16 protein-coding genes are annotated in these 21,194 nt (G+C 41.5%); 1 reads left to right on the top strand and 15 read right to left on the bottom strand.

Annotated elements, in window-relative coordinates; all coding sequences use genetic code 11:
- Positions 1-76: 76 nt before the first annotated feature.
- From PR800_RS06530 to PR800_RS06495, 8 genes are all read right to left on the bottom strand, one after another.
- Positions 77-832 carry a maleate cis-trans isomerase family protein gene (locus PR800_RS06530; protein ID WP_272530425.1) on the bottom strand — a complete coding sequence of 252 codons (756 nt, stop codon included), beginning with the start codon at positions 830-832 and terminating at the stop codon, positions 77-79.
- The gene (locus tag PR800_RS06525) at positions 829-1,860 is read right to left on the bottom strand and encodes a carbon-nitrogen hydrolase family protein (RefSeq protein ID WP_272530424.1); all 1,032 of its coding nucleotides are present in this window, start codon (positions 1,858-1,860) and stop codon (positions 829-831) included. Before PR800_RS06525 ends, PR800_RS06530 begins: the two co-directional genes overlap by 4 nt.
- Positions 1,861-1,869: 9 nt before the next feature.
- On the bottom strand, positions 1,870-2,781 hold the full coding sequence (locus PR800_RS06520) for a fumarylacetoacetate hydrolase family protein (protein ID WP_102139147.1): 912 nt from the start codon (positions 2,779-2,781) through the stop codon (positions 1,870-1,872).
- A 99-nt stretch (positions 2,782-2,880) separates the two neighbouring features.
- Positions 2,881-4,008 carry a cupin domain-containing protein gene (locus PR800_RS06515; protein WP_102139148.1) on the bottom strand — a complete coding sequence of 376 codons (1,128 nt, stop codon included), beginning with the start codon at positions 4,006-4,008 and terminating at the stop codon, positions 2,881-2,883.
- Between the two features lie 29 nt (positions 4,009-4,037).
- The gene (locus PR800_RS06510; protein WP_102139149.1) at positions 4,038-6,335 is read right to left on the bottom strand and encodes a bifunctional salicylyl-CoA 5-hydroxylase/oxidoreductase; all 2,298 of its coding nucleotides are present in this window, start codon (positions 6,333-6,335) and stop codon (positions 4,038-4,040) included.
- A 16-nt stretch (positions 6,336-6,351) separates the two neighbouring features.
- The gene (locus PR800_RS06505) at positions 6,352-6,774 is read right to left on the bottom strand and encodes an acyl-CoA thioesterase (protein ID WP_102139150.1); all 423 of its coding nucleotides are present in this window, start codon (positions 6,772-6,774) and stop codon (positions 6,352-6,354) included.
- A gap of 10 nt (positions 6,775-6,784) precedes the next feature.
- Entirely contained in the window at positions 6,785-8,314 is a 1,530-nt protein-coding gene (locus PR800_RS06500) for an indolepyruvate oxidoreductase subunit beta family protein (protein WP_272530423.1), read from the bottom strand.
- A gap of 9 nt (positions 8,315-8,323) precedes the next feature.
- Positions 8,324-10,522 (bottom strand): indolepyruvate ferredoxin oxidoreductase subunit alpha, encoded by a 2,199-nt coding sequence (locus PR800_RS06495; protein ID WP_272530421.1) that lies wholly within the window; start codon positions 10,520-10,522, stop codon positions 8,324-8,326.
- Positions 10,523-11,269: 747 nt separating this feature from the next.
- Here PR800_RS06495 and PR800_RS06490 point away from each other — a divergent pair.
- Positions 11,270-12,277, top strand: coding sequence for an AraC family transcriptional regulator (locus tag PR800_RS06490; RefSeq protein ID WP_166267241.1), 1,008 nt, complete (start codon positions 11,270-11,272; stop codon positions 12,275-12,277).
- Positions 12,278-12,470: 193 nt separating this feature from the next.
- Here the strand turns inward: PR800_RS06490 and PR800_RS06485 are convergent, their stop codons facing one another.
- The 7 genes from PR800_RS06485 to PR800_RS06455 all read right to left on the bottom strand — a co-directional run bounded on the left by PR800_RS06485 (position 12,471) and on the right by PR800_RS06455 (position 21,192).
- Positions 12,471-12,767 carry a hypothetical protein gene (locus PR800_RS06485; protein ID WP_102139153.1) on the bottom strand — a complete coding sequence of 99 codons (297 nt, stop codon included), beginning with the start codon at positions 12,765-12,767 and terminating at the stop codon, positions 12,471-12,473.
- A 428-nt stretch (positions 12,768-13,195) separates the two neighbouring features.
- Entirely contained in the window at positions 13,196-14,191 is a 996-nt protein-coding gene (locus PR800_RS06480; protein WP_166267237.1) for a fimbrial protein, read from the bottom strand.
- The gene (locus tag PR800_RS06475) at positions 14,182-16,665 is read right to left on the bottom strand and encodes a fimbria/pilus outer membrane usher protein (protein WP_210848795.1); all 2,484 of its coding nucleotides are present in this window, start codon (positions 16,663-16,665) and stop codon (positions 14,182-14,184) included. The genes PR800_RS06480 and PR800_RS06475 overlap by 10 nt, the downstream gene beginning before the upstream one ends.
- An 18-nt stretch (positions 16,666-16,683) precedes the next feature.
- Positions 16,684-17,379, bottom strand: coding sequence for a fimbrial biogenesis chaperone (locus PR800_RS06470; RefSeq protein ID WP_407072559.1), 696 nt, complete (start codon positions 17,377-17,379; stop codon positions 16,684-16,686).
- A gap of 68 nt (positions 17,380-17,447) precedes the next feature.
- Complete coding sequence (locus PR800_RS06465) at positions 17,448-18,074, bottom strand: fimbrial protein (RefSeq protein ID WP_102139157.1); 627 nt, start codon at positions 18,072-18,074, stop codon at positions 17,448-17,450.
- Positions 18,075-18,610: 536 nt separating this feature from the next.
- Positions 18,611-19,504, bottom strand: a complete 894-nt coding sequence (locus tag PR800_RS06460; RefSeq protein WP_231068994.1) for a SphA family protein — start codon at positions 19,502-19,504, stop codon at positions 18,611-18,613.
- Between the two features lie 74 nt (positions 19,505-19,578).
- Positions 19,579-21,192 carry a phytoene desaturase family protein gene (locus PR800_RS06455; protein ID WP_272530415.1) on the bottom strand — a complete coding sequence of 538 codons (1,614 nt, stop codon included), beginning with the start codon at positions 21,190-21,192 and terminating at the stop codon, positions 19,579-19,581.
- Positions 21,193-21,194: the final 2 nt, after the last annotated feature.

The raw sequence follows: 21,194 nt of genomic DNA, 5'->3' as shown, positions 1-21,194 counted from the left end.
CTCCCCTTGATAAACTCTTGAATTATTGCATTTGATTACAACCGCTCAAGAGTAGCAGAAGTCGGCGATAATTCAGCTAAAACTTTCCACTCAACAAGGAACCAAACCCATCAACACGAGTTTCTAAACCCAGCTTTTTTAGCATCATATAAGTAGTTGCCACCGAAGAAGACAGTACTGGTAAACCAACTCGGTCTTCAATTAATTGTATTGAGGGTAGCGAAGGCATTTGTACACATGCAGAAGCCACAATTGCATCTACTTGGGTGTTGAGTTTTTTCGTAATTTCCACTGGTGCTAATGGGTTTTGCCGCCCCACGTCTAAATTATCTGGAATTTCCAATGAAATACTATCTACCACTTCAATGCCTTCGCTTTCAATATAATCAATCACTAACTGCGTCAACGGCTTCATATACGGCGTTAAAATAGACACTTTTTTAGCCCCCATCGCATGTAGGCCATCAACTAATGCCCCTGCACTCGTCACTACAGGTGCTGGATGGCCGTTATCTACCGTACGTTGAAATAAACGTTTTTCTGAAATGCGATGGTAACCTTTCCCCATGCTCATAATCGCAACTAAACAGGCATATCCCAGAACATCAACTGCAGCATCTGACAATTCAATAGCGCAGCGGTCACTATCGGAGTCCATTTTTGCCAACTCCTCTTTGGTAACTTTTTGCATACGCATACGGCTTGAATGAAAGGTAAAGCGCTCCGCAAACAGCGCTTCTCTTGCCCGTAATATAGCCGGAATTTCTGTTTCCATCGTGGTATTTGATGACGGGACAATCTGCCCGATACGATATGTACGTGCTAAACTCATATCTCGTTCTCCCCAAATGACTCACTTGATTCTGGAAATGTGTTTAAAGCTTCACTTTCTTGCCCATTACCGTGAAAACGTGCTGCCGTTAATGGTCGGCGGTTTACTTGTAAATCAAAGATATCAAAACGGTTATAATGCCCTGTAATATCATGCATTTGTCGTGGCTGAATACAGCGGTTCAAATCAATTTCACCGTAAACAATCCCTTCTTTGTCAATCAAAGGTTGGCCTACAACCCGCCCATCAGGACCGATGATCCCTGAGAAAGCACTGTTTGGTCGAGCCAGTAACTCACGTGCTTCTGGATGAGTTGCAGACATTGCATCAATAATTTCTTCTGACACTGTCGAACACGAAACAACCGTAAAGACTTTGCCTTCAAAACAGTGGGCTGAAGCACGTAAACGGATCGCCTCGGCCATGTCATAATCTTTTGGTGCAACGGGTAAGGCGATATAGCTCGCAATATGGACTAACTCGCCTTGCGCCAATAAGGCAAAGCGGGCCAATGTATTGGTATTTTCCCCACACGCCAACGCCCCAAGTGGCCCAATACTGGTTTGGTGAACTTTTAGTGAAGAGGCATCTCCATTTGCCCACGTCAATTTTTCTGCCCATGTTGGGACTAATTTACGATGACGTCCCAGAATTCTTCCTTCATCAGAAATTGTCACTAATGTATTATATAACGTAGCAATGCCATTAGGATTTCGCTCATTCACACCAATCACAACATTGATGTGATGGCGTGCGGCAGCTTGAGCAACTTTTTGTATTTCAGGCCCCGGGACTTCAATGGCAGATTTACACAGTTTTTCAAACCATGGGCTGCCATCTATCGGGTTCATCACCCAACTCCAATAAGGGTAACCAGAAATAAAAACCTCTGGAAATGCCACCAATTTTGCTCCGTTATCAGCCGCCTCTTCAATTAAATGGCAAACTTTATCTACCGTCGCATTGGTATCAAGAAACACCGGAGCAGCTTGTACCGCAGCGGCTTTAAATGTCTGCAAATTAAGCATGCTTCCCCCTTAAACGGCGACAACTGGATGGCGCAATTCACCAATATTCTCAACATATGCTTCAATCACATCGCCTGGCCATACCCATTCTTGTGGCGTTCTCCCCGCGCCGACCCCTTCAGGGGTACCTGTGGCAATAATGTCACCGGGTTCTAATGTGATCCCTTGGCTAATATCTTCAATCAATGTATTCACATTAAATAGCATATGGCGTGTATTTGAGGATTGTTTGGTTACACCATTCACCTTCAAGCTTAGCTCTAAGGTGTGAGGATCTGGGATCTCATCAGCAGTCACAATGCAAGGCCCAAATGGCGCATAGGTATCTTGCCCTTTTGAGTAAATCCACTGCCCTGCACGGCGGCAATCACGCGCACTCATATCAATCATCAAGCTGTAGCCAAACACATAATTAAGCGCATCTTTTGCCGCGACACTTTTCGCACGCGTGCCGATAATCACTGCCAACTCGACTTCCCAGTCTAATTGTTGGGTAATTTTGGCATTATGTTCAATAGCATCTCCCGGTCCAATCACTGTGGTTGGTGGTTTAGAAAAAATAACGGGTTGTTTTGGAAGCTCTTTTGAAGTGTCTAGTGTGCGGCTGGACTCCGCCACGTGTTCAACATAGTTCAAGCCAATACCAAAAATATTTTTACGTGGACGGGGGATCGGTGCCAAGATTTTCACATTTTGTACCGGCCACGCAGTCCCTGCGGGGAATTGCCCTTGATATGTATTTAGAAGTTCTGTACCAACACGCACACCTTGTGGACCTAAATCGATAAAATCCAACATGTTGTCAGGCAAGTACAACCCTTGCTCTTGAGCAAGAAGAGCTAAATCAACTACTTGATGGTTAACAATTGCTCCTAAACGAGCTGCCGCGGTCACATCAGAACGATAAGTTATTAAGCGCATTCTCTTTCTCCTTGAATGAGGTGGTTGCCTCACTCACTTCTTCACGTAAATTGGAATAGTAAAATAATTAAATTAATCAATAAGAAACATGACATTCACCTAGGTAACGACTTTCTGGTGCCCCTCATTTTCGACTAGAGCTTCTTCATAGTAGAGCCCCAAAGAGTGCATTACGGGTAAGTCATTAAAGCAAAACAGACATGCATCTTCGGTTTGTGAGGTATTCACATGTTCATGGAACATCCACGATGGCACGCAGAAAATATCACGCTCTTGCCAATCAAAACGTTGTCCATTAATCACGGAGTACCCTTGCCCTTTCGCCACTTGATAAATAAAACTCCCCGTATGGCGATGAGCCTTACCTACAAATCCCGGACGCAGTAATTGCATGCTTGCCCCAATAGTTGGCATCACAGGTCCGCCAGTTAGTGGGTTGGTGTAGTGCATTAAAATGTCATCAAATACTGAGCCATCCGCTGCTTTCGCCGCACGGCATAATGCCTCGTAGGTTGGCCCCCATTGGTATTTAAATAACGGTGAATAAGGTTTATCCCAGCCAATATCGTGAGGGCGTAATGCGGTTCCACCCCACATGCCAACTGGGTAGTCGATAGGTCGTGTTTGCACTTGATGCAAGTCAGGATGCACTTTATAAAACCCAGCTTCCATGGCATTGACTAAGGGGATATCTAACCCATCTTGCCAGATACAGGGTAAGCCATCCTCCGCAACACCGTGTTCATGCCATGTCCCATTCGGTGTCAGTACAAAGTCATTGGCTTCTAGCATCATTTTTTGCCCTTCGACAATAGTGTATGCCCCACGCCCTTCCATAATAAACCGCAATGCGGAGGACGAATGGGCATGAGCCGAAGCGGCTTCTCCTGGGTGCATGACTTGTAGACCTGAATATAACCAACCGACTGCAGCAGCGACATCTTGGCGGCCTGGGTTATTTAAATAAATCACGCGACGCCCCGCTTTTTCTGGTGTCACCAGTTCAACTGAGCGCAACACATGTTCGCGTAAATCACGGTAGCGCCACAACACAGGAACTGAGCTTGATTTGGGCTGCCACGGTTCAATCTTGTTTGCAACCGTCCATAATGCACCTGTCTTCAACGCATCTAGTTCTTGGTAATACGCCACTAGCTCAGGGGTGTCTGCCACATCAGCGCGCCCTGCCACATTTTCTCGATATTGGTCATGGGAGTGTGTACTCATGCTGTTTTCCTCTTTGTTTGCCAAAGCCTTTAACGCGATTTCAAGGATTGAACGAGTTGCTGACGCCCATATTCATACGATGCCGGCCAACGAGTTTCCCACCCATAACGCGCACATTCATGTAGGACCCATGCAGAGTCAGAAAGTAATGGTCGAGATAAAGCACATAAATCCGCCCGTCCAGCGGCAATAATGCTGTTGACTTGGTCTGCATCAGTAATAGCCCCTACAGCAATAACCGGTATTCCAGCTTCATTACGAATACGGTCTGCCATTGGTGTTTGGTACATCCGACCATAAACTGGTTGCTGTTGCGGTGACACTTCACCTGAAGAGCAATCAATCATATCGGCCCCCGCTTGCTTTATTGCACGACCAATTTCTACTGCGTCATCAACTGTCGTCCCACCATCCACCCAGTCCGTCGATGAAATACGAACAGTCAAAGGTTTTGACCACACTTGACGCACAGCACTAATGACGGCTAACGGAAAACGTAAGCGGTTTTCCAACGTTCCACCGTAGTTATCTGTACGCTGATTAGTTAACGGCGAAATAAAGCTTGAGAGTAAATAACCATGCCCTGCTTGCAGTTCAAGCCAGTCAAAACCCGCCATTTCCGCTCGTTTTGCTGCAGCAACAAATTGGTCAATCACCGTAGTCATTTGCGCCTCGGATAGCTCTACCGGTGTTTGTGAGATATTCGGTAAATAAGGCAATGCTGAAGCAGAAACTAACGGCCAGTTATCTGCATCCAGTGGGTGGTTTTCTTTCTCCCACCCACGCTGAGTTGAACCACGACGTCCCGCATGGCCTAATTGAATGCCAATTTTGGCATCCGTTTTTTGATGAACGAAATCAGTCACTCGCTGCCAAGCAATAACTTGTTCGTCATTCCAAATACCGGCACAGCCTTTTGTCACACGGGCATCGGGGGCTATAGCCGTCATTTCAGTCATCACTAGACCCACACCGCCTAATGCACGGCTACCCAAATGTACCAAATGAAAATCGTCGGGTACGCCCTGACTAGCGCAATACAATAGTGTCGGTGATGCAACCACTCGGTTATTAAGCGTGACACCCCGTACGTGATAAGGCGTTAGCATAGGCGGTGTTTTTGCCGTTGAAGTGACACCGGTTTGTGCTGCAAACCACTGCTCATAGTTTTCCAACCATACAGCATCACGCACACGCAAATTCTCATGGGATATACGCTGTGAGCGTGTTAAGAGGGAGTAAGCAAATTGCTCTGGTGCTAAGTTTTCATAACGACAGACATTTTCAAACCATTCTGTCGAATTGCGTGCCGCATTCTGAATTTTTAGTACTTCGACACTGCGAACCTTCTGGTAATGCTCAAGCCCTTTACGTAAATCACCCCCTGAAGTTTTCAAGCTTTCACACAGCTCGATAGCATCTTCTAGTGCTAATTTAGTTCCAGAGCCAATAGAGAAATGGGCGGTATGAGCGGCATCGCCCATCAATACTACGGGAACGTCTTTACCTTGTGTGGGCTGCGTCCAATGCACCCAATTTCCACAAATGACCCGAGGGAAGCGGATCCAAATTGCGGCACCACGTAAATGCGCTGCGTTAGCAATCAGTTTTTCACCATCAAGCCACGGCGCAAATAGTTTTTCACAATAAGCGATGCCATCCTCTTGGGACATTTGGTCAATACCAGCTTTAAGCCAGGTTTCTTCCGTCGTCTCCACAATAAAGGTCGATAACCCTTCTTGAAATTGATAGGCATGAACTTGAAACCATCCGTGCTCATTTTTAGCGAATAAGAAGGTAAAGGCGTCAAAAATCTTCTTTGTACCTAGCCAAACAAAACGGCAACGACGTTGGTCAATATCGGGTTTAAATACGGTTTCATAACGCGTACGTACCGCACTATTAATGCCATCAGAAGCGATAAGCAAATCAGCTTGGTACTCACGAGCAATCGCTTGGTCATCCGTTACTTGGGTTTCGAATACCAGCTCCACCCCCAATTCCACACAACGGTCTTGTAATATATTGAGTAATTTTTTACGCCCAATGCCGATAAACCCATGACCACCGCTGCGGTTACATACACCTTTAAAGTGCACATCGATATCATCCCAGTGACTAAATTCTGCAGAAATCGTTTTGGCAGAAACTGGGTCCGCTTGGCGCAAATTACTGAGCGTGGCATCAGAAAATACCACTCCCCAGCCAAAAGTGTCATAAGGACGATTACGTTCCACCACCACTACACGGTTCTTTGGGTTCTGTAGTTTCATCAGCAACCCGAAATAAAGCCCTGCGGGACCACCGCCAATACACACAATATTCATGGAACTTCTCCTTTACTTACACTGGTTGCTGAGCGGTTAATGCCTGATACAAGGCGTCTGGAATGGGGATGGCTTGATGCGTTTCTAATGACGTCGTGACATAAGTTTGCGTCACTTGCATGCGCAGTACTCCATCAACACCGACACAGCGTTGATGTAACGTCAGAGACTTGCGACCAATACGCTGTACATGCAGCTCTAGCATCACGTTATCCCCCATTTTGCTAATGGCCTTGAACTCCGCTTCTAGGTGTACCGTCGGCAAACCAAAGCGCTGTTCCATGATGTAACCCGCAAAGCCTTGAGGGACTAATTCATCAACCCAACGTTCAAGTAAATTGTTAAACATCACGAAATACTGGGGGTAAAACACAATCCCTGCGGGGTCACACTCCGAAAAATGAATTTTATGTGGCTTAGTAAATGTCAGTAAACTCATGATGTTATCCTTAATTCATCGCTAAACGTTGACGGCATTTTTCCAATTCTTTCCCATGTTCATCGGCCAATGCGGCTTCACGTAGTTCACGTAAATTAATGGGGGTGAGTTTGTTCCCTTGCTGCGCAACGATGTCCATTAAGATTTTAAAATTACGCAACCCTCTCGCATGAGTGTCGCTATACCCCTTAACCACGCGTTGGCATTGGGTAATTTCGGTTGCAAGTGCAGGGTTAGCTTTCGCTGCTTCAATTACAGCCGCTAGCCACTTTTCAATACGCTGCGTTTCTAGTTGATAACGTAATGTCGAACGCCGACCTTTTCGCCATGTGGCTAATACATACAACTGTAAAAAACCAAATAAAGAACTGGTAGTGATCGTGCGCCCTTTTTCGGTCATTTTGCGAAGCGCTTTGTGTAACCAATGTGGACGCATTAACCAACGACCTAAATTTTTGGGAAGCGTTTCGCAAATCTCTTCAATTCTTGGATGCATGAATTCATTGATATCCAACAATTGGTTATCTTTTGCCTGTACTTCATTACGAACGCGAGCAAAACGGCTATCACGAATTTTAAGATCAGCCACTCGGATAGTGTCTTCATAGGACATCCAAAGGGCTAAGTGGCGCGCAAGCGCACGTTGCAAACGCTCATCTTGCCCACCTTTTTGGGCAAAGAGGTTATTGAGGCGTTCCAAATACAAAGTGGCATAAGCAAGGTCTTGGTAATCGATAAGTCGTCGAGTCCCTTCAATCACGAGATACTGCACATGAGGAGAGAATTCATGTTGGATACGAGCTAATAATTGCGATACCTGTTTATTTTTTGGTGAATATATGATGTTCTTTGTGGATTCCGGCTGATATGCATCTTCGGGTTTAGCTGCTTTTTCTGCTCCTAATGTAAAAGCTCGCAAACTTGGTTTTACGCCAACGCCCCCACGTACAATCGTTTCTTCAAATTGTGCGCGGCTAAATGGTAAAACACCGGAACCAAACAGCGCACCAAATAAAACAGCACTAATCACACTGCCACTTTCTTGTGCTGCTTGAGCCATATCAAAGTAAATAAACTGACGCGCAGATGCCGCAGTGTGGCGAATTAATGCTTGGCTATCGACTCGCCCATCGCCCATAGCGGATTTTTCCGCGATGGAGTAAACGCGGTGTGTTGAACTAATCAATGTTGTGCGCTCTGGGGTAACAAAACCGCGCTGTACTGCTCTGCCTGCTTCCATTAACTCAGAGGCCAAAACGACATCAACATCACCGGGCATCGGCATAAGCGCTAATACAGGAGAAGGCGTTTGTGGGTTGTCAGCACCTGGGAATAATTCCACATAATAAATTGTGGCCCCCGTGCGCTGTGCCACGCCAGGCACTGAAGTCGTTTGAGCAAAATAACCGTTTTCTTCACCTAGGTTGACAACCCAGTCGGCAAGTACTCCACCACCTTCGCCGCCCATGGCTAAAATGGCAATTTTAATCGGCTGTAATGTGACTTTTGTTGATGGTAATGCAGTTGATAACGAATTCATGCATCCCCCTTAGAAACTAAATTGTTCACGACGACGTGCGTCACGACGCTGTAAATAGCCAATAAACCAACCACGTACACGATGGCGCAATTTGTCCCAACCATTAGGGTTAGTAATAATTTGAGCCTTAAAAAAAGAAGGGCACAAAACAGCAGCGTGAGAGACTTCGCCACATAGCCCACAACCAACACAGCTATCCATCACTGTTGCAACCGGGTCTGTTCTTAAAGGGTCTTGGCTGGGTTTAATTGATAAAGACGGGCAACCAGATAAACGAATACAAGAGTGATCGCCCGTACAGGTGTCAGAGTCGACACCAAAACGCTCACGTACCACTCGTTTGCCTGCGGCAACATCACTACGCACTTTTTTCTTTTCGCGGCGTTGTTTGTTCAACATACATTCGCTTTGCGCAATCAGAACCTTGGGCCCTTGCTCATCGGTTGTTAAAGCTTCACGTAACGTATTTGTCATGGTTTTTAAGTCATAGGTGTGTTTAATGGTTTTCACCCAATTAACACCCACGCCTTTCACCGCTTTTTCAATTTCATGACCAGTACTACGGGTTGGATTCAACGCCGTCGAAGAGAGAATATCTTGCCCTCCTGTCGCAGAGGTATAGCTGTTATCAACCACAATAGTTAAGTTATCACTGCGGTTAAAAACACTATTGGCAATACCACTGGTTAAACCGTTATGCCAAAAACCACCATCTCCCATCACTGAAATCGCGCGTTTCCCAGCTTTTGCATTCAAAGCCGCAGCCCCTGCGCCTCCTAACCCATAACCCATAGTGGTATTCCCCAAATTAAAGGGCGGTAGAATAGAGAATAAATGACAGCCGATATCTGCACTGACATGGTGTTCACCTAATTCACGCTCCACCAACTTCATCGCAGTGAAAATAGGCCTTTCGGGGCAGCCTGTGCAAAACCCTGGTGGGCGCGCATGGACAGACTCGTCTAGCGTTGGCTCAGCTGCATTCACATATTCAGGAAAGGATCCTTCAGATTTTTGAGTGGCAATATTAATCGTTGGAATACGGATCTGTTTTGCAGCCGCCTTGACTTGTGGAGCTATCTTTCCATAGCATTCAAAAAACGAACGTAAACCCGCAAGCACTGTTGCAGTATTATATTCCCCCGCCATTGGCAGCATATCTTTGCCATGTAGGGCAATATTAATCTTGCGTTGACGTAAAATATTCGCCACATTTTGCTCAACAAAATTTGGCTGGCCTTCTTCCAAGACTAAAATGGCTTTTTTGTGGCGACAAAAACGTTCAAATTCATCATCAATCAATGGATAAGCCACATTCATCACATATAAAGGAATTTGGCTATTACCAAAAACATCCGCTAGCCCTAGCTGATTTAATGCGCGGATCAACGTGTTGTAACAACCGCCTTGTAGCGCAATTCCAACATCATCCGAGTCTTCTGCAAAAAATTCATTTAACTTATGTTGTTGAATAAATTTAATTGCAGCGGGCCAGCGAGCTTCAATTTTTTCTTTTTCATGTAAGAAACTAGCGGGGGGTAATACTATGCGACTGACGTCTCGAGTTGGGTTCTCGAGTGCATCTTTCACTGTAAATTTAGGGGGTTGATTATCTGCGCAAACAAATTGTCCGTGAACATGACAAGAACGAATACGCATTTGTAACATAACAGGTGTATTACTGGCTTCAGAGAGTTCAAAGCCGTCTTTCACCGCTTGAACAATGGACGGCAAGTTAGGCCGAGGGTCGAGTAACCACATCTGCGATTTCATTGCGAAAGCATGGCTGCGCTCCTGCATAATAGAAGAGCCTTCACCATAGTCTTCACCAACAATAATTAAAGCCCCACCTAACACGCCACCAGAAGCTAAGTTAGCTAAGGCATCAGATGCGACATTCGTTCCCACGGTTGCTTTAAACGTCACAGCGCCACGTAGTGGATAATTAACTGAGGCAGCCAAAGTTGCCGCTGCAGTTGCTTCACTTGCGCTATTTTCAAAACGAATACCATATTCGGATAAAATATCTTGTGCATCAGCAAGGACATCCATCAAATGGGAGATAGGAGCACCTTGATATCCCGCAACGTAAGATACACCAGACTCTAACAGCGCTTTTGTGACAGCAAGGATCCCTTCACCGCTGAAGGTTTCACCTTGCCCTTGCCGTAATTTTTGAACTTCTTGTACAAACGATCGCTCAGCCATTTTAACCTCACCAATCAACATCAGAACGTTTTTATCTTTTTTGTGTTTCTTATTTGTATATCTTTTGTTAACACAAGGTCAATCCATGATTAATCATGGAAATTAGATTTATGCAGAGAGTGGATAAGGCTTGCAGATTGGGGACAAAACGAATTGAAACAGCTAGAAGGTAATCTCTTTCACAAAAATAGAGAAGAAAAGTTACCCATAGAAAATAAGTGAAAAGCATTCAAAATTATAAAATAGTAAGGGCTATACCCTACAAAAATAAAGGTTTCAGTTATTAAAACCTACATAAGCAAATTAAATAAATTATTGATTCAAAATATAGGCGAGTGACTAGGCAAATAGAAGCAACAATATGATAAATCATGAATATTTTACTATTCAAAAAATAAAATAACTTTATTTTTTATATTGTTATCAATGTCACAATAACCGTACAGTTTCTATTTTTTTGCATTATTTGGATAGTTTCTGCACACTTTTAGCTAGGTAACAAAAGTTGTTTATGTTATGTTCACCTCACATTAGGTTACACAATAATTAACAAAATGTTAAAAAACAAAGAGGGTTCTTAGATTATTTAGGCATCCCCTTACCTCTAACATAATCAGTCACTAAATTCTTTTCTACATATAATAATTATTTGAATTCATTGAGAAAACATATAATAAGCAATAAAGTCAGGCCAATACATGATCTTCTATGAAATAGGGCTGGCAAATAATTTTGGAGGTATCTCCGATGTTGAGCAACTCGTGGTCCCATTCAGCTGCACCTCAGATTGAAAATCAGCTCTGTTCTTCAGAGCGTTTACTATTTACATCGGCCGATCCTGAAGAGATAAAATCAATGGTTGGCCGAGTGATGAAACCACATCAGTTTAACTTACTCAATCCACACCAACGTCTCGATGCTCGGATGCACTATATTCCTATGGGGGATATTTCTCTAAGCCGTTTACGATACGGTGCTGATGTCTCTATTGCTCCGGGGCAATTACAAGATTTCTTTCTAGTTCAAATGCCGCTTTCAGGTAGCGCAATCATAGAAAGTGGTGGAAAATGCATAGAATCCACCCCACAAATGGCTTCATTACTCAGCCCTGAAGAGCCAACTACGATGCGTTGGAATAGCGATAATGATCAGTTGATGTTACGCATCTCTCGATCATTATTAGAGAGATCTTTAGTTGGCCAGCTTGGTCATACTTTAGATAAACCATTGGTTTTTGAACTTGGATTTGCATGGCAATCTTGTATTGCGTGGCGAACATTGATGAATTACCTCATTGAATGTGCTACTCGAACCCCAGATCTTTTACAGCATAAATTGATCGCCACACAAGTAGAGCAACTGGTCTCGGTGACACTTCTTTCTACTCAAGGTCATAATTATACTGAAAATCCCAGTTTGAGGAGAGCTACTATCCGACCTCGCCATGTTCGACGAGTTCAAGAGTATTTAGAAGCTCACGCACATGAACCTATCACTGTAGAGCAGTTAGCCCTTATTGCTGGTGTCAGCTTGCGTAGTTTATATGCAGGATTTAAAGAGTTTTTAGATATTAGCCCAATGCAATATTTACGTGATTTACGGATGGAGCGAGTCCGTGCTGAGTTACTTTCAGGAGAAGCTACCAGTGTCACTGGCGTTGCACTACGTTGGGGCTTTACACATATGGGGCGTTTTAGTGCTGAATATAAACAACGTTATGGTGAAACGCCGAGTAAAAGCATGAAAAAAGCCTAATTAGCTATAAGCTTAATTAGATATAACAGTCAGTTAACAACATAAAATTATTAATATCAAAAATACCATATATTATTTTCTATTTATAATATTAATTTAAAAAATATCCCCCCTTTCTAATTTATAGATTAAGGGGGTGATCGAAGGCCAAAAATGGAAAAGGACAACGTATATTCTTTATTTACTGGTATTATTACCTATATGAAATAGTCGTAATTGCAGAATTCATTGATATCTTAGATAAATTAATATCAGAGATTTTAACTGAATCAATCTTAGTTTCATTTTCATTTAATGAAGAAATTTGATAATAATGTTTTTTATTATTATCCCTCTCATTACAAGTTAATACTATATGGCTAACTGTTTTTTTATAATTACAAGGTTCTTCAAAGACATACCCACCGAAATAAACCTTCCCTCCACTACTTTCCATGCTGCATGTAAAAAAAGAAAACAAAAAAGAGAATAATATAACGATAACTTTCATTGTAACTCACTCTATTCATTGAATTAATTTTAAAAATCAGTTTATAAAGGCCGTATACAATCACATATAAAATTAAAAAAATAAAATTCAATGGTTTGAAAAAAACATTGCTGTGAAATTAAATTAACCAACAACCAAAAACGTATTTAAAAACTAAGTAATAATACGCTTTAAAATAGATTATATTTGACCTTAGTTAAGGCGAGTGGAATGATACTAAGTTAAATTTTCATGTCAACACACTTTTTAATAAATAATTACACTCTGTCGATTTAATTTATTTTTCAGAAGTAAAAAACACATTTATATTCAAATTACTAGACAAAAAAACATGCCTAAAAATAATTAAAAAAAATGGTTCTCTAATAAAAAGCTAGAGAACCACTCTCATTTAATTAATATAGATATATTTACTATAGATATATTTACTAATCGTAAGAAATATTAAAAATCATCTTAGCTTGTATTTTCCCTGGTGTTATTTCTTTTTTATATTGATAATATTTAGCTATGTAATTAAGATTTATTGCTTTTTCTTGAAGTATTCCCACGCTTCCTACCAAATATTTTTTATCCCATTCCAATGGTTTATCTTCTTTAGTCAGAACCTGTACCCCGACCCCATCCGCAGCTTGAAGCTCTGTTGAACTATTTTCAAGTACACCTTGAGTTTTATTTGTATCTGGTGCAAGTTCCCCATTAAATGACATATAAATATTAGATGTATTGGACGCATTAACACCACCACTACATAACATAGTAATCGCAAATGGTGTTAAACCTGCGGTTGATCCTAAACCTGTAAACTCACTTTTTTTCACTGATTTCATTATTACATTTTGGTTTACGCCAGAGGTTATTTTGCAGGAAGGAGAAACAATCGTGATAGCATCGGCATTCAAACGTGTAATCAATGCAGGAGATATCGAATCAGGTAAATAACCATAGCGGGTGTACTCTCCTTGATGGATTGACCCCGAGCCAGTGACATCTGCAATTTTAATCACTTGAATAGTAAACGTAGATCCTGCTAGTACAACATTTTTTGTACCTTCCCCAGGCACGGTATAATGGCCGGGATAAGTGATTTTTATCTTCCCGCCATCAGCATCACGAATAAACCGTAAGCCAATTCCAGGAACATTCGTTTCGATAATATTATCCCCAGACATAGGCTTACTTGCGACAACTTTCGCATCTAATACCGTACCGCCGCTACATTCGGCCCATACAGCTGTTGCCATATCCATATTCCATGTTCGCTCCCGAATTATAGTACCAACGGGTAATTCAGGGCTCACGACCACTCGACCTAACTCCATGTTAATATCTACGGGAGGCACTGAGGTACGAACACAGTCAGCCATCACAGGAGAGCTAATGCAAAAAATAGCGGAAAAATAATATAAATAAACTATTCGCATATTATGTTCCTATTCAATTCAATTTGTTTGTTAAGCAAGAATGAACACTCCCCCTCATGCCAAACAACCGTTGCCTTACCTTCATATTCATCATTAACAAATATATTACTACCTTGCCCAACACTGCCTATCGATGCACCCGAGTCCCCTTTGATTTCAGCACCAAATGGAAGTGGTTGATTGTTAATGCGTTTAACTTCAAATACTTTGCTCTTTTCAACTTTCGTACCAAAGCTGACTTTAACGATACTCCCTTCATAAGGAACTACGTTTTTAAGTGTATTTTGAAAAACAATATCTTCTGAGCTTCCTTTAGGATCGAGTTCAATAGTATTGACGCGATATGGGCGCATATAAGATGCGAGTGCATAGCCTTGACTATCGATATGAGTCCCCGGAGATCCTACAATTGAAGCTCCCTGAGCATCTTTCGCTTCTATCAAAGCCATCGTTTGGGATGTATTTGGCGAAAAAGTTACGCCATCAGCATGAAGCACCATTGAACCATTAGCCCCTAGGGCATACTGACGATAACGTTTTCCATGGCTATAACTTGCATTTAAAGAAGAGTAAGGGGTTCGATAAGCAGTATTTAATGCAATGTTATTATTACTATTATTTGAGAAAGAAGAGTTTATACCATAAACCCAATTGTTATCTTCATCGAGAGAGCCATTAATACCTAGTTGGGTTGCATCGAATGATGAGTTATTGAAGATAGTATTTGATGTCAATGAGATATGTTGGTTATCACCAAAATATAATGGATAACTAAGGTTAATACTTATCCTGTCGTCTTTACTGTTTTTATAATTGTCGGAATAAAGCCGTATAAAAGAAACGGAGTAAGATAACTTATCAAAATGATTATAATAGTTAAATTGGTATTGTTTTTCAGTGTCCCTATCATCCCAATAATCAACTATCCGCCCGGTAAAATAAAAACCGCCATAGCTTTCGGGAAGTTCTTGGTTAATTGTGTAATTGAGACTTTTCTTTTCATGCCGTAGTTGGCTAGTTGTTTGGCGCTTTTCATTATCAATAAGGTAAAGTGATTCATTCAGATCATAGTAAGACTCATTTGAGCGAATATTACCGCTAACAATAAAATTGGTTTTTGTATCTGAAAATAATTTATTCAGTGTTAATTGATGCTTAAAACCATTTTCTCGATGGTTTTGTGTTTTCACTCTTGCACTCGTAATGTCGTAAGCCAAAGCCCCGACTTGTGTATTAATAGCAGTACCCAGCATGTATGCTTGATAATCATCATACGCATTAACACCCGTATAGAATGTGAAATAATTATTGTAGCCATGCTGTAATGTCCCTTGAATAATATAGGGGCGATGGCGATAACTATTTTGATCTAACTTACCTGTTGCAACTTGGTAGCGGGTAAACTTAGGTCTTAAGAGTTGGGGTAATGAGGAATACGGAACAAAGAAAGAGCTTTCACTTCCATCCGCTTCTTTGATAGTCACTTCAAGGTCATTACCATAGCCTGACGGTGTCACATCTTGTAAATTAAATGGCCCGGGAGGAACAGTAGTTTGATAGATAACGGTGTTATTTTGTCGAACGGTGACTAGTGCATTACTTTGGGCTATTCCACGTATTTCCGGTGTATAATTTGTAACACCATCAAGGTACATACTGTCATCCGTTGCTATTTTCACCCCCCGTAAACTCACACTATCAAATAAGTTACCTTCGGTATAAAATTGCCCTACCGTCATGGTTGATTTCATAGAAACTAATGGCGCTTGGAGATAAGTTTGATTGCTATCCCATCGAAAACTGTCACCTTCCTGCCACGCGGCATTACCGATGTGTTTTAATTGCCAACCGTTATATGAAAAACCCGAATTAATGCCAAGATACATCGTGGAATAGCGTTCAATGGATGAGTCTGAAAGGTTATTACTATAAAAGTTAGCTTGATATGCTGTATTTAATGCAGGAATTCCTTTATCCCAGAATTCAGGCGGCACATAGCCAGCTTGCGACTGTATAATATAGAGTTGAGGTAGCGTTAAATCTAACCTGAGGCTGGTCGGGTCGAACGTTTCCTTAATATTTCTATCGTTGTTCCATTCCTTCAGAAAACCACACGACTGTTCGCTACGACTAAGTGTTGGGTTCAATGCGGCAGTGTTAATTGACAAGCTCATTAGCAAAGTATTTGAATAACATGCTGCTATATTTTGCTTACCTCTTTTGCTTAATTGAATTTCATGTCGACCTTTCCAATAGCCATTAACATAAAAATCAATCGAGTAAACCCCTTCCCTTAATTCATTTTCATTAAAATGGGTAAGATCGATACTTTCCTGGCTGCCTACAATAAAACCACTATTGAACTCATATATTTCATCTGAACTTTGCTCTTCAGCATGAGCCTCACTGGTTACAACCAATATAGGTATAATCGACAATGTGAAAAAAATAGTTTTATTTTTTTTAAATCGCATATTCATCCTTGCATCCGATCATTTCACTTTTATTTTTGCTGGAACCTCTGCACCATAATCATTGATATTATTGATTATTATATTATCTCCTGGATTTACGACTCCATTAATCTTGATAGTTTGAGATTCTCCCGGTGCTAACATAAATGCTTCTGTATTAAGTGTTGTCTTTTCGTCATTGATAGCAGTGATTGTAATAAAAAAGGGAGTGGGGTTTTTAACTTGGATATTTTGTTTACCTGCAAAAATCTGTAACTGTTCAGGAGCTAACTCTCTACTACCCAAATTTTTCGGACGATACATAAATTTAAAGCGAGAGCGGATTGCTAGTTGCAGCATATTTTGTGCAGCGTTTTTTTCTGATTTTGTAATTGGTGGAATATCCAATAAATTCAGCCAATATAAAGTCTCCTTATCTGTCGACAATAATGTTCTATCAACCAATTTTATTCGAATTGTTTGCCCGCCACTTGCAGAGATTTTTGATATTGGCGGTGTTATTTGAAAAGGAGTTTTAATTGTTTCAGGAAGGGCCTTTGGGTCACCTTCATCAAGCCAAACTTGAGCAACCGCAGGTCTATTTGCTGTATTATTTAGCTGGACCGTAATTTCTTTGTCATTTTCAGCGTAAATAAACCGAGTACCATTAACAATAATATTATTGGCAAAAGAAAAGTGACAAATAAATAACAAAAAAATATTTAATAAACTCAGTACTTTCATTTTCACCTCTTTTAAAGGCGGTAGTAAAACTACCGCTTGTTATAACAAAAATGCAAAAATTACTTATACGTTATTTCATAAGTTGCATAGCTATTAACTAAACCCGTTGTCACAATCGCAGGGTTTGGTGCCGAATAACCAATAAAATAAGTAAATCGAGCACCATCTTTAATCGATGTTAAGTCTGTAACAACTTTTGCTTGATTTGGATCACCAGGGATAATTTTAGTGCTGGATAAAGAAGAATCACCTTTTGTTGCTAACACAAGCTGGATATTTTTAGCTCCTGTTGACTCTGTATTTGCTAAATACCCTTCAGCTCCTGTAGGCGGATTCTGTAATATATTACCGCCATTCCAATATACACCAATTCGTTTCATATCTAATTTAACATCAACGTCTGCACGTGTTGATGTTGCTGTTTGAGTACAGTTTGTTACATCAATAACAAATGATTTCGGTTTTAAATATGTCAAAGCTGCGGCTGCTTTCACTTCTTTAATTGAAACTGGCGCTAAATATACGCTAGCGTTACTTCCTTGACCATCGACTGAAATAGTACAAGAAATATCAGTGACTTTACCAAAGAAATTCACCTGACCACCACCAACAGTATCTGTTGCGGCAAATGAATTTAATGAAAAACAACTTGTTGTAATCATCGCAGCTAATAATAGTTTTTTCATGATATGTTCCTCTAATTAAAGAGCAGTATTTACATTAGATTTTAATTAAACAAACTGAAGTAGGGTGTTTAATTATTAATAAATGTTAGCAAATGTTTCTTTATTAATACTTTGAAAACTAATACTAGATATTACTTCATGATAAAAAACCAGATTTAAAATAACCAGCGTCTGGATGACATTAATCATAATACATAAAATTACATCAAATAAAATGTTTTATTTGATATTTAATATTTATTTAATAGAATTTAAAAAATAACCAGAATAAACATAAAGATAAAAACTTAATTATTTAAGAAAATTAAATAGCGGAGAAAAACCCAGACAATAAATACACTAAAAACGGGTATAAGTTTAATATATCATTTAAGTTTTTATACATATAAAACACGTATATATACTTTATATTTAAAATAAGAATAAAGGGGATTTAAAATGCGTAGAATTACTATAAATTTAAGTATTAATAAGCATAACGCCGTATAATATTAAAACTATAAGGCGTTATAGAAAAAAGGAGTGTCTATAATTAGTTAGAATGGAATTGATGCTTTCAAATAAATTTGTGAACCTTCAGGCCGGTTTCTAACTTCAAAATCTTTTTCCCATTTTGCAGTAAATAACCACCCCTGAGGGTTTGCATAACGAATCGAAGGCCCTACTGAGTATGCGCGAGCTTTGCCTTGAGCTGAATTCGGGCCGCTATCATCAGTCATTTGCAAAAATGCATAGCCACCAATACCTGCCACCCAACCATTTCCAAACCCCCACCCTAGTGCATAATCAGCGTGAAATGCTTGCCCTGAGCGGGTTTTCGTATCGTTATTACGGAAGTTAAAGTCATACATCATTTTCAAATCTGCATTTACACCAACAGGCGGTATATAACTGATTGCCCAAACCGGTTGCAGCGCCCAATAATTTTTACCTAAACTTGATGGGTCTGTCTTGCTGTATTTACCTGTTGGGGCATACGCATCTAGCCCAACCACATAGTGTAAATCCGCCGATGGATGAAACCCTAATGCAGGGCCAAATGTGACATCGCCGAGACCCCGACTGGTCTCTTTTTGGCCTGCTGCTTTTGCGGTTACATCTAGCAACGGCACAATGGTATGGAAAGCCAGATCACCACCGAAAACTTTTTGATCAGTCACCCAAATAAAACGCGGTGCCAATACGTTAACATTCACACTAAAACCTGGAACCGGTATTTTATCCCCTTTATTATCACGAACGCTGTCATAATGTGCATTTCCCCCATACATCAGTACATGTACCCCTTGCGGTGGCAGTGCCCCTGACATAAAGTTTTCTAGCCCATCGGGATATACCCCTAAACCGCCACCTTCAGTGGCAATCGCACCAAACGAAAGTACGCTGAGACACGAACCTGCTACAAGCTTACTGATTGTTATTTTTTTCATCATATTTCCTGCCATAGTGGGTTGTCTTACTGTGTGTGCTTTACCTGTTATGTCGCAAATCCTTTGTCGATTTATTATGTCCTGCGTTTGACTGCTAATTTTTGGGCAACAAGGTAACCTGAACCGCCACCCAAACCGGGGCCGGGGTGCGTTGAAGCGCCAATATGAAAAAGGTTTTTGACTGCAGTTTGATGTGTTTTTGTCTGGCCAGTCGCTGCGAAAGGCCGCAACCAGAAGAACTGATCGGGGGAGCACGTCCCTGAATAAGGATCGCCACCAACAAGGTTACAGTTGTAGTTTTCTAAGTCAGCGGGAGAGATTGCCTTACGTCCCACTATCAAATGAGAAAAGCCAGGCATTACCAGCTCTAAACGCTGTTGAATTCGATCGGCAACAGCCTCTCGCACTTGCTCATTCCAACGTCCATCATCGGGTATTGAAATTTCACCAGCAGAATCCCCTTTTAAAATTCGAGGTAACTCTTGCATCTGGATCCATAAGATCCACCCACCATCGGGGGCTCGACTGGGATCAAGTGCAGTAGGTTGGCCAATACCAAATGTCGGTTTATCGGGTAAATAACCATTATTTGCCTGTGTCACCGACAAACACACCTGCTCCATGCTTTCAGTAAAATGCACCAGTGGTACATTTAACAGCTCAGGGTTGCACCAAGGGGGAGGGGCGCTTAAAGCAAAATGAATTTGCATGCCTGCACGCCCATAACGGTAACCTCTCGCTTTTTCCCTCACTTGTGGCGAAATATTTTCGAGTAATGAACCATACAACTGTGTTGGGGTAACGTTACAAACCACGCTTTCAGAGGCTGCAATGACTTGCCCATTCACCTTCACACCTGCTGCCCGTTGGTTTTTCCCCTCACCTGTGGTGATGATTTTTTCAACGTGCATACCCGTTTTTAACTGACCGCCGTGCGCTTCAATAACCTTTGCAAACGCTTCCACAATACGAGCGCTACCGCCTTTCACCACAGGCATGCCACCAGCGACCACCGCGGCAAAAGTCAATTTGCCAATTAATGCAGAACTGGCTTCATCCGGCCCAAGTCCGGTATGTAATACCCATGGCGCCATCAAAGCTCGGCTAAAATCGTGCTGTAATTCACGTTCTGACCAACGGCGAAAGCTTTCTATTCCAGCTTTTGCAAAATCAAGCAAGCCATCGACCCCACGTTTTCGCCATTCTGAAAATAATAATTTCAGCATATTGGCGCTGTATGGGTTTTGTCCCAATAGGCCAAATGTGAGCGCTGCATCTTGTGTAAATAGTTGTTCCGCCATCTTACGAAATGCAAGGCCATCCCCCGGAGCCAACTGGTCGAGCTGCTTGGCCGCTTCAGAAATATCGCGTTTTAGTGCTATTGATTGGCCATCCGGTTGCACTAGACCCGTTGAATAATCACATTGTGCAAATTCTAATCCATACTGCTTTAAATAGGGTTCGAGCTCTTGGTAGCCAGGGCTACCAACAAATAAGGAGTACCAACAAGAAAGGAGATCGTGGGTATAGCCCTCAAATAAATTTTCAGTGCGAATGCAGCCCCCTAAGCGATCATTTCGCTCAAGAACGAGGACGGATTTTCCACGTACTGCCAACAAGGCAGCACACATCAAGGAGTTCATCCCACTGCCCACCACAATGACCTGAGGGGTTGAGTTTGTTGTCATAC

The organism is Providencia sp. PROV205 (assembly GCF_028479505.1).
Lineage (GTDB): Bacteria > Pseudomonadota > Gammaproteobacteria > Enterobacterales > Enterobacteriaceae > Providencia > Providencia huaxiensis.
This window is presented reverse-complemented; position numbering and strand designations above follow the sequence as displayed.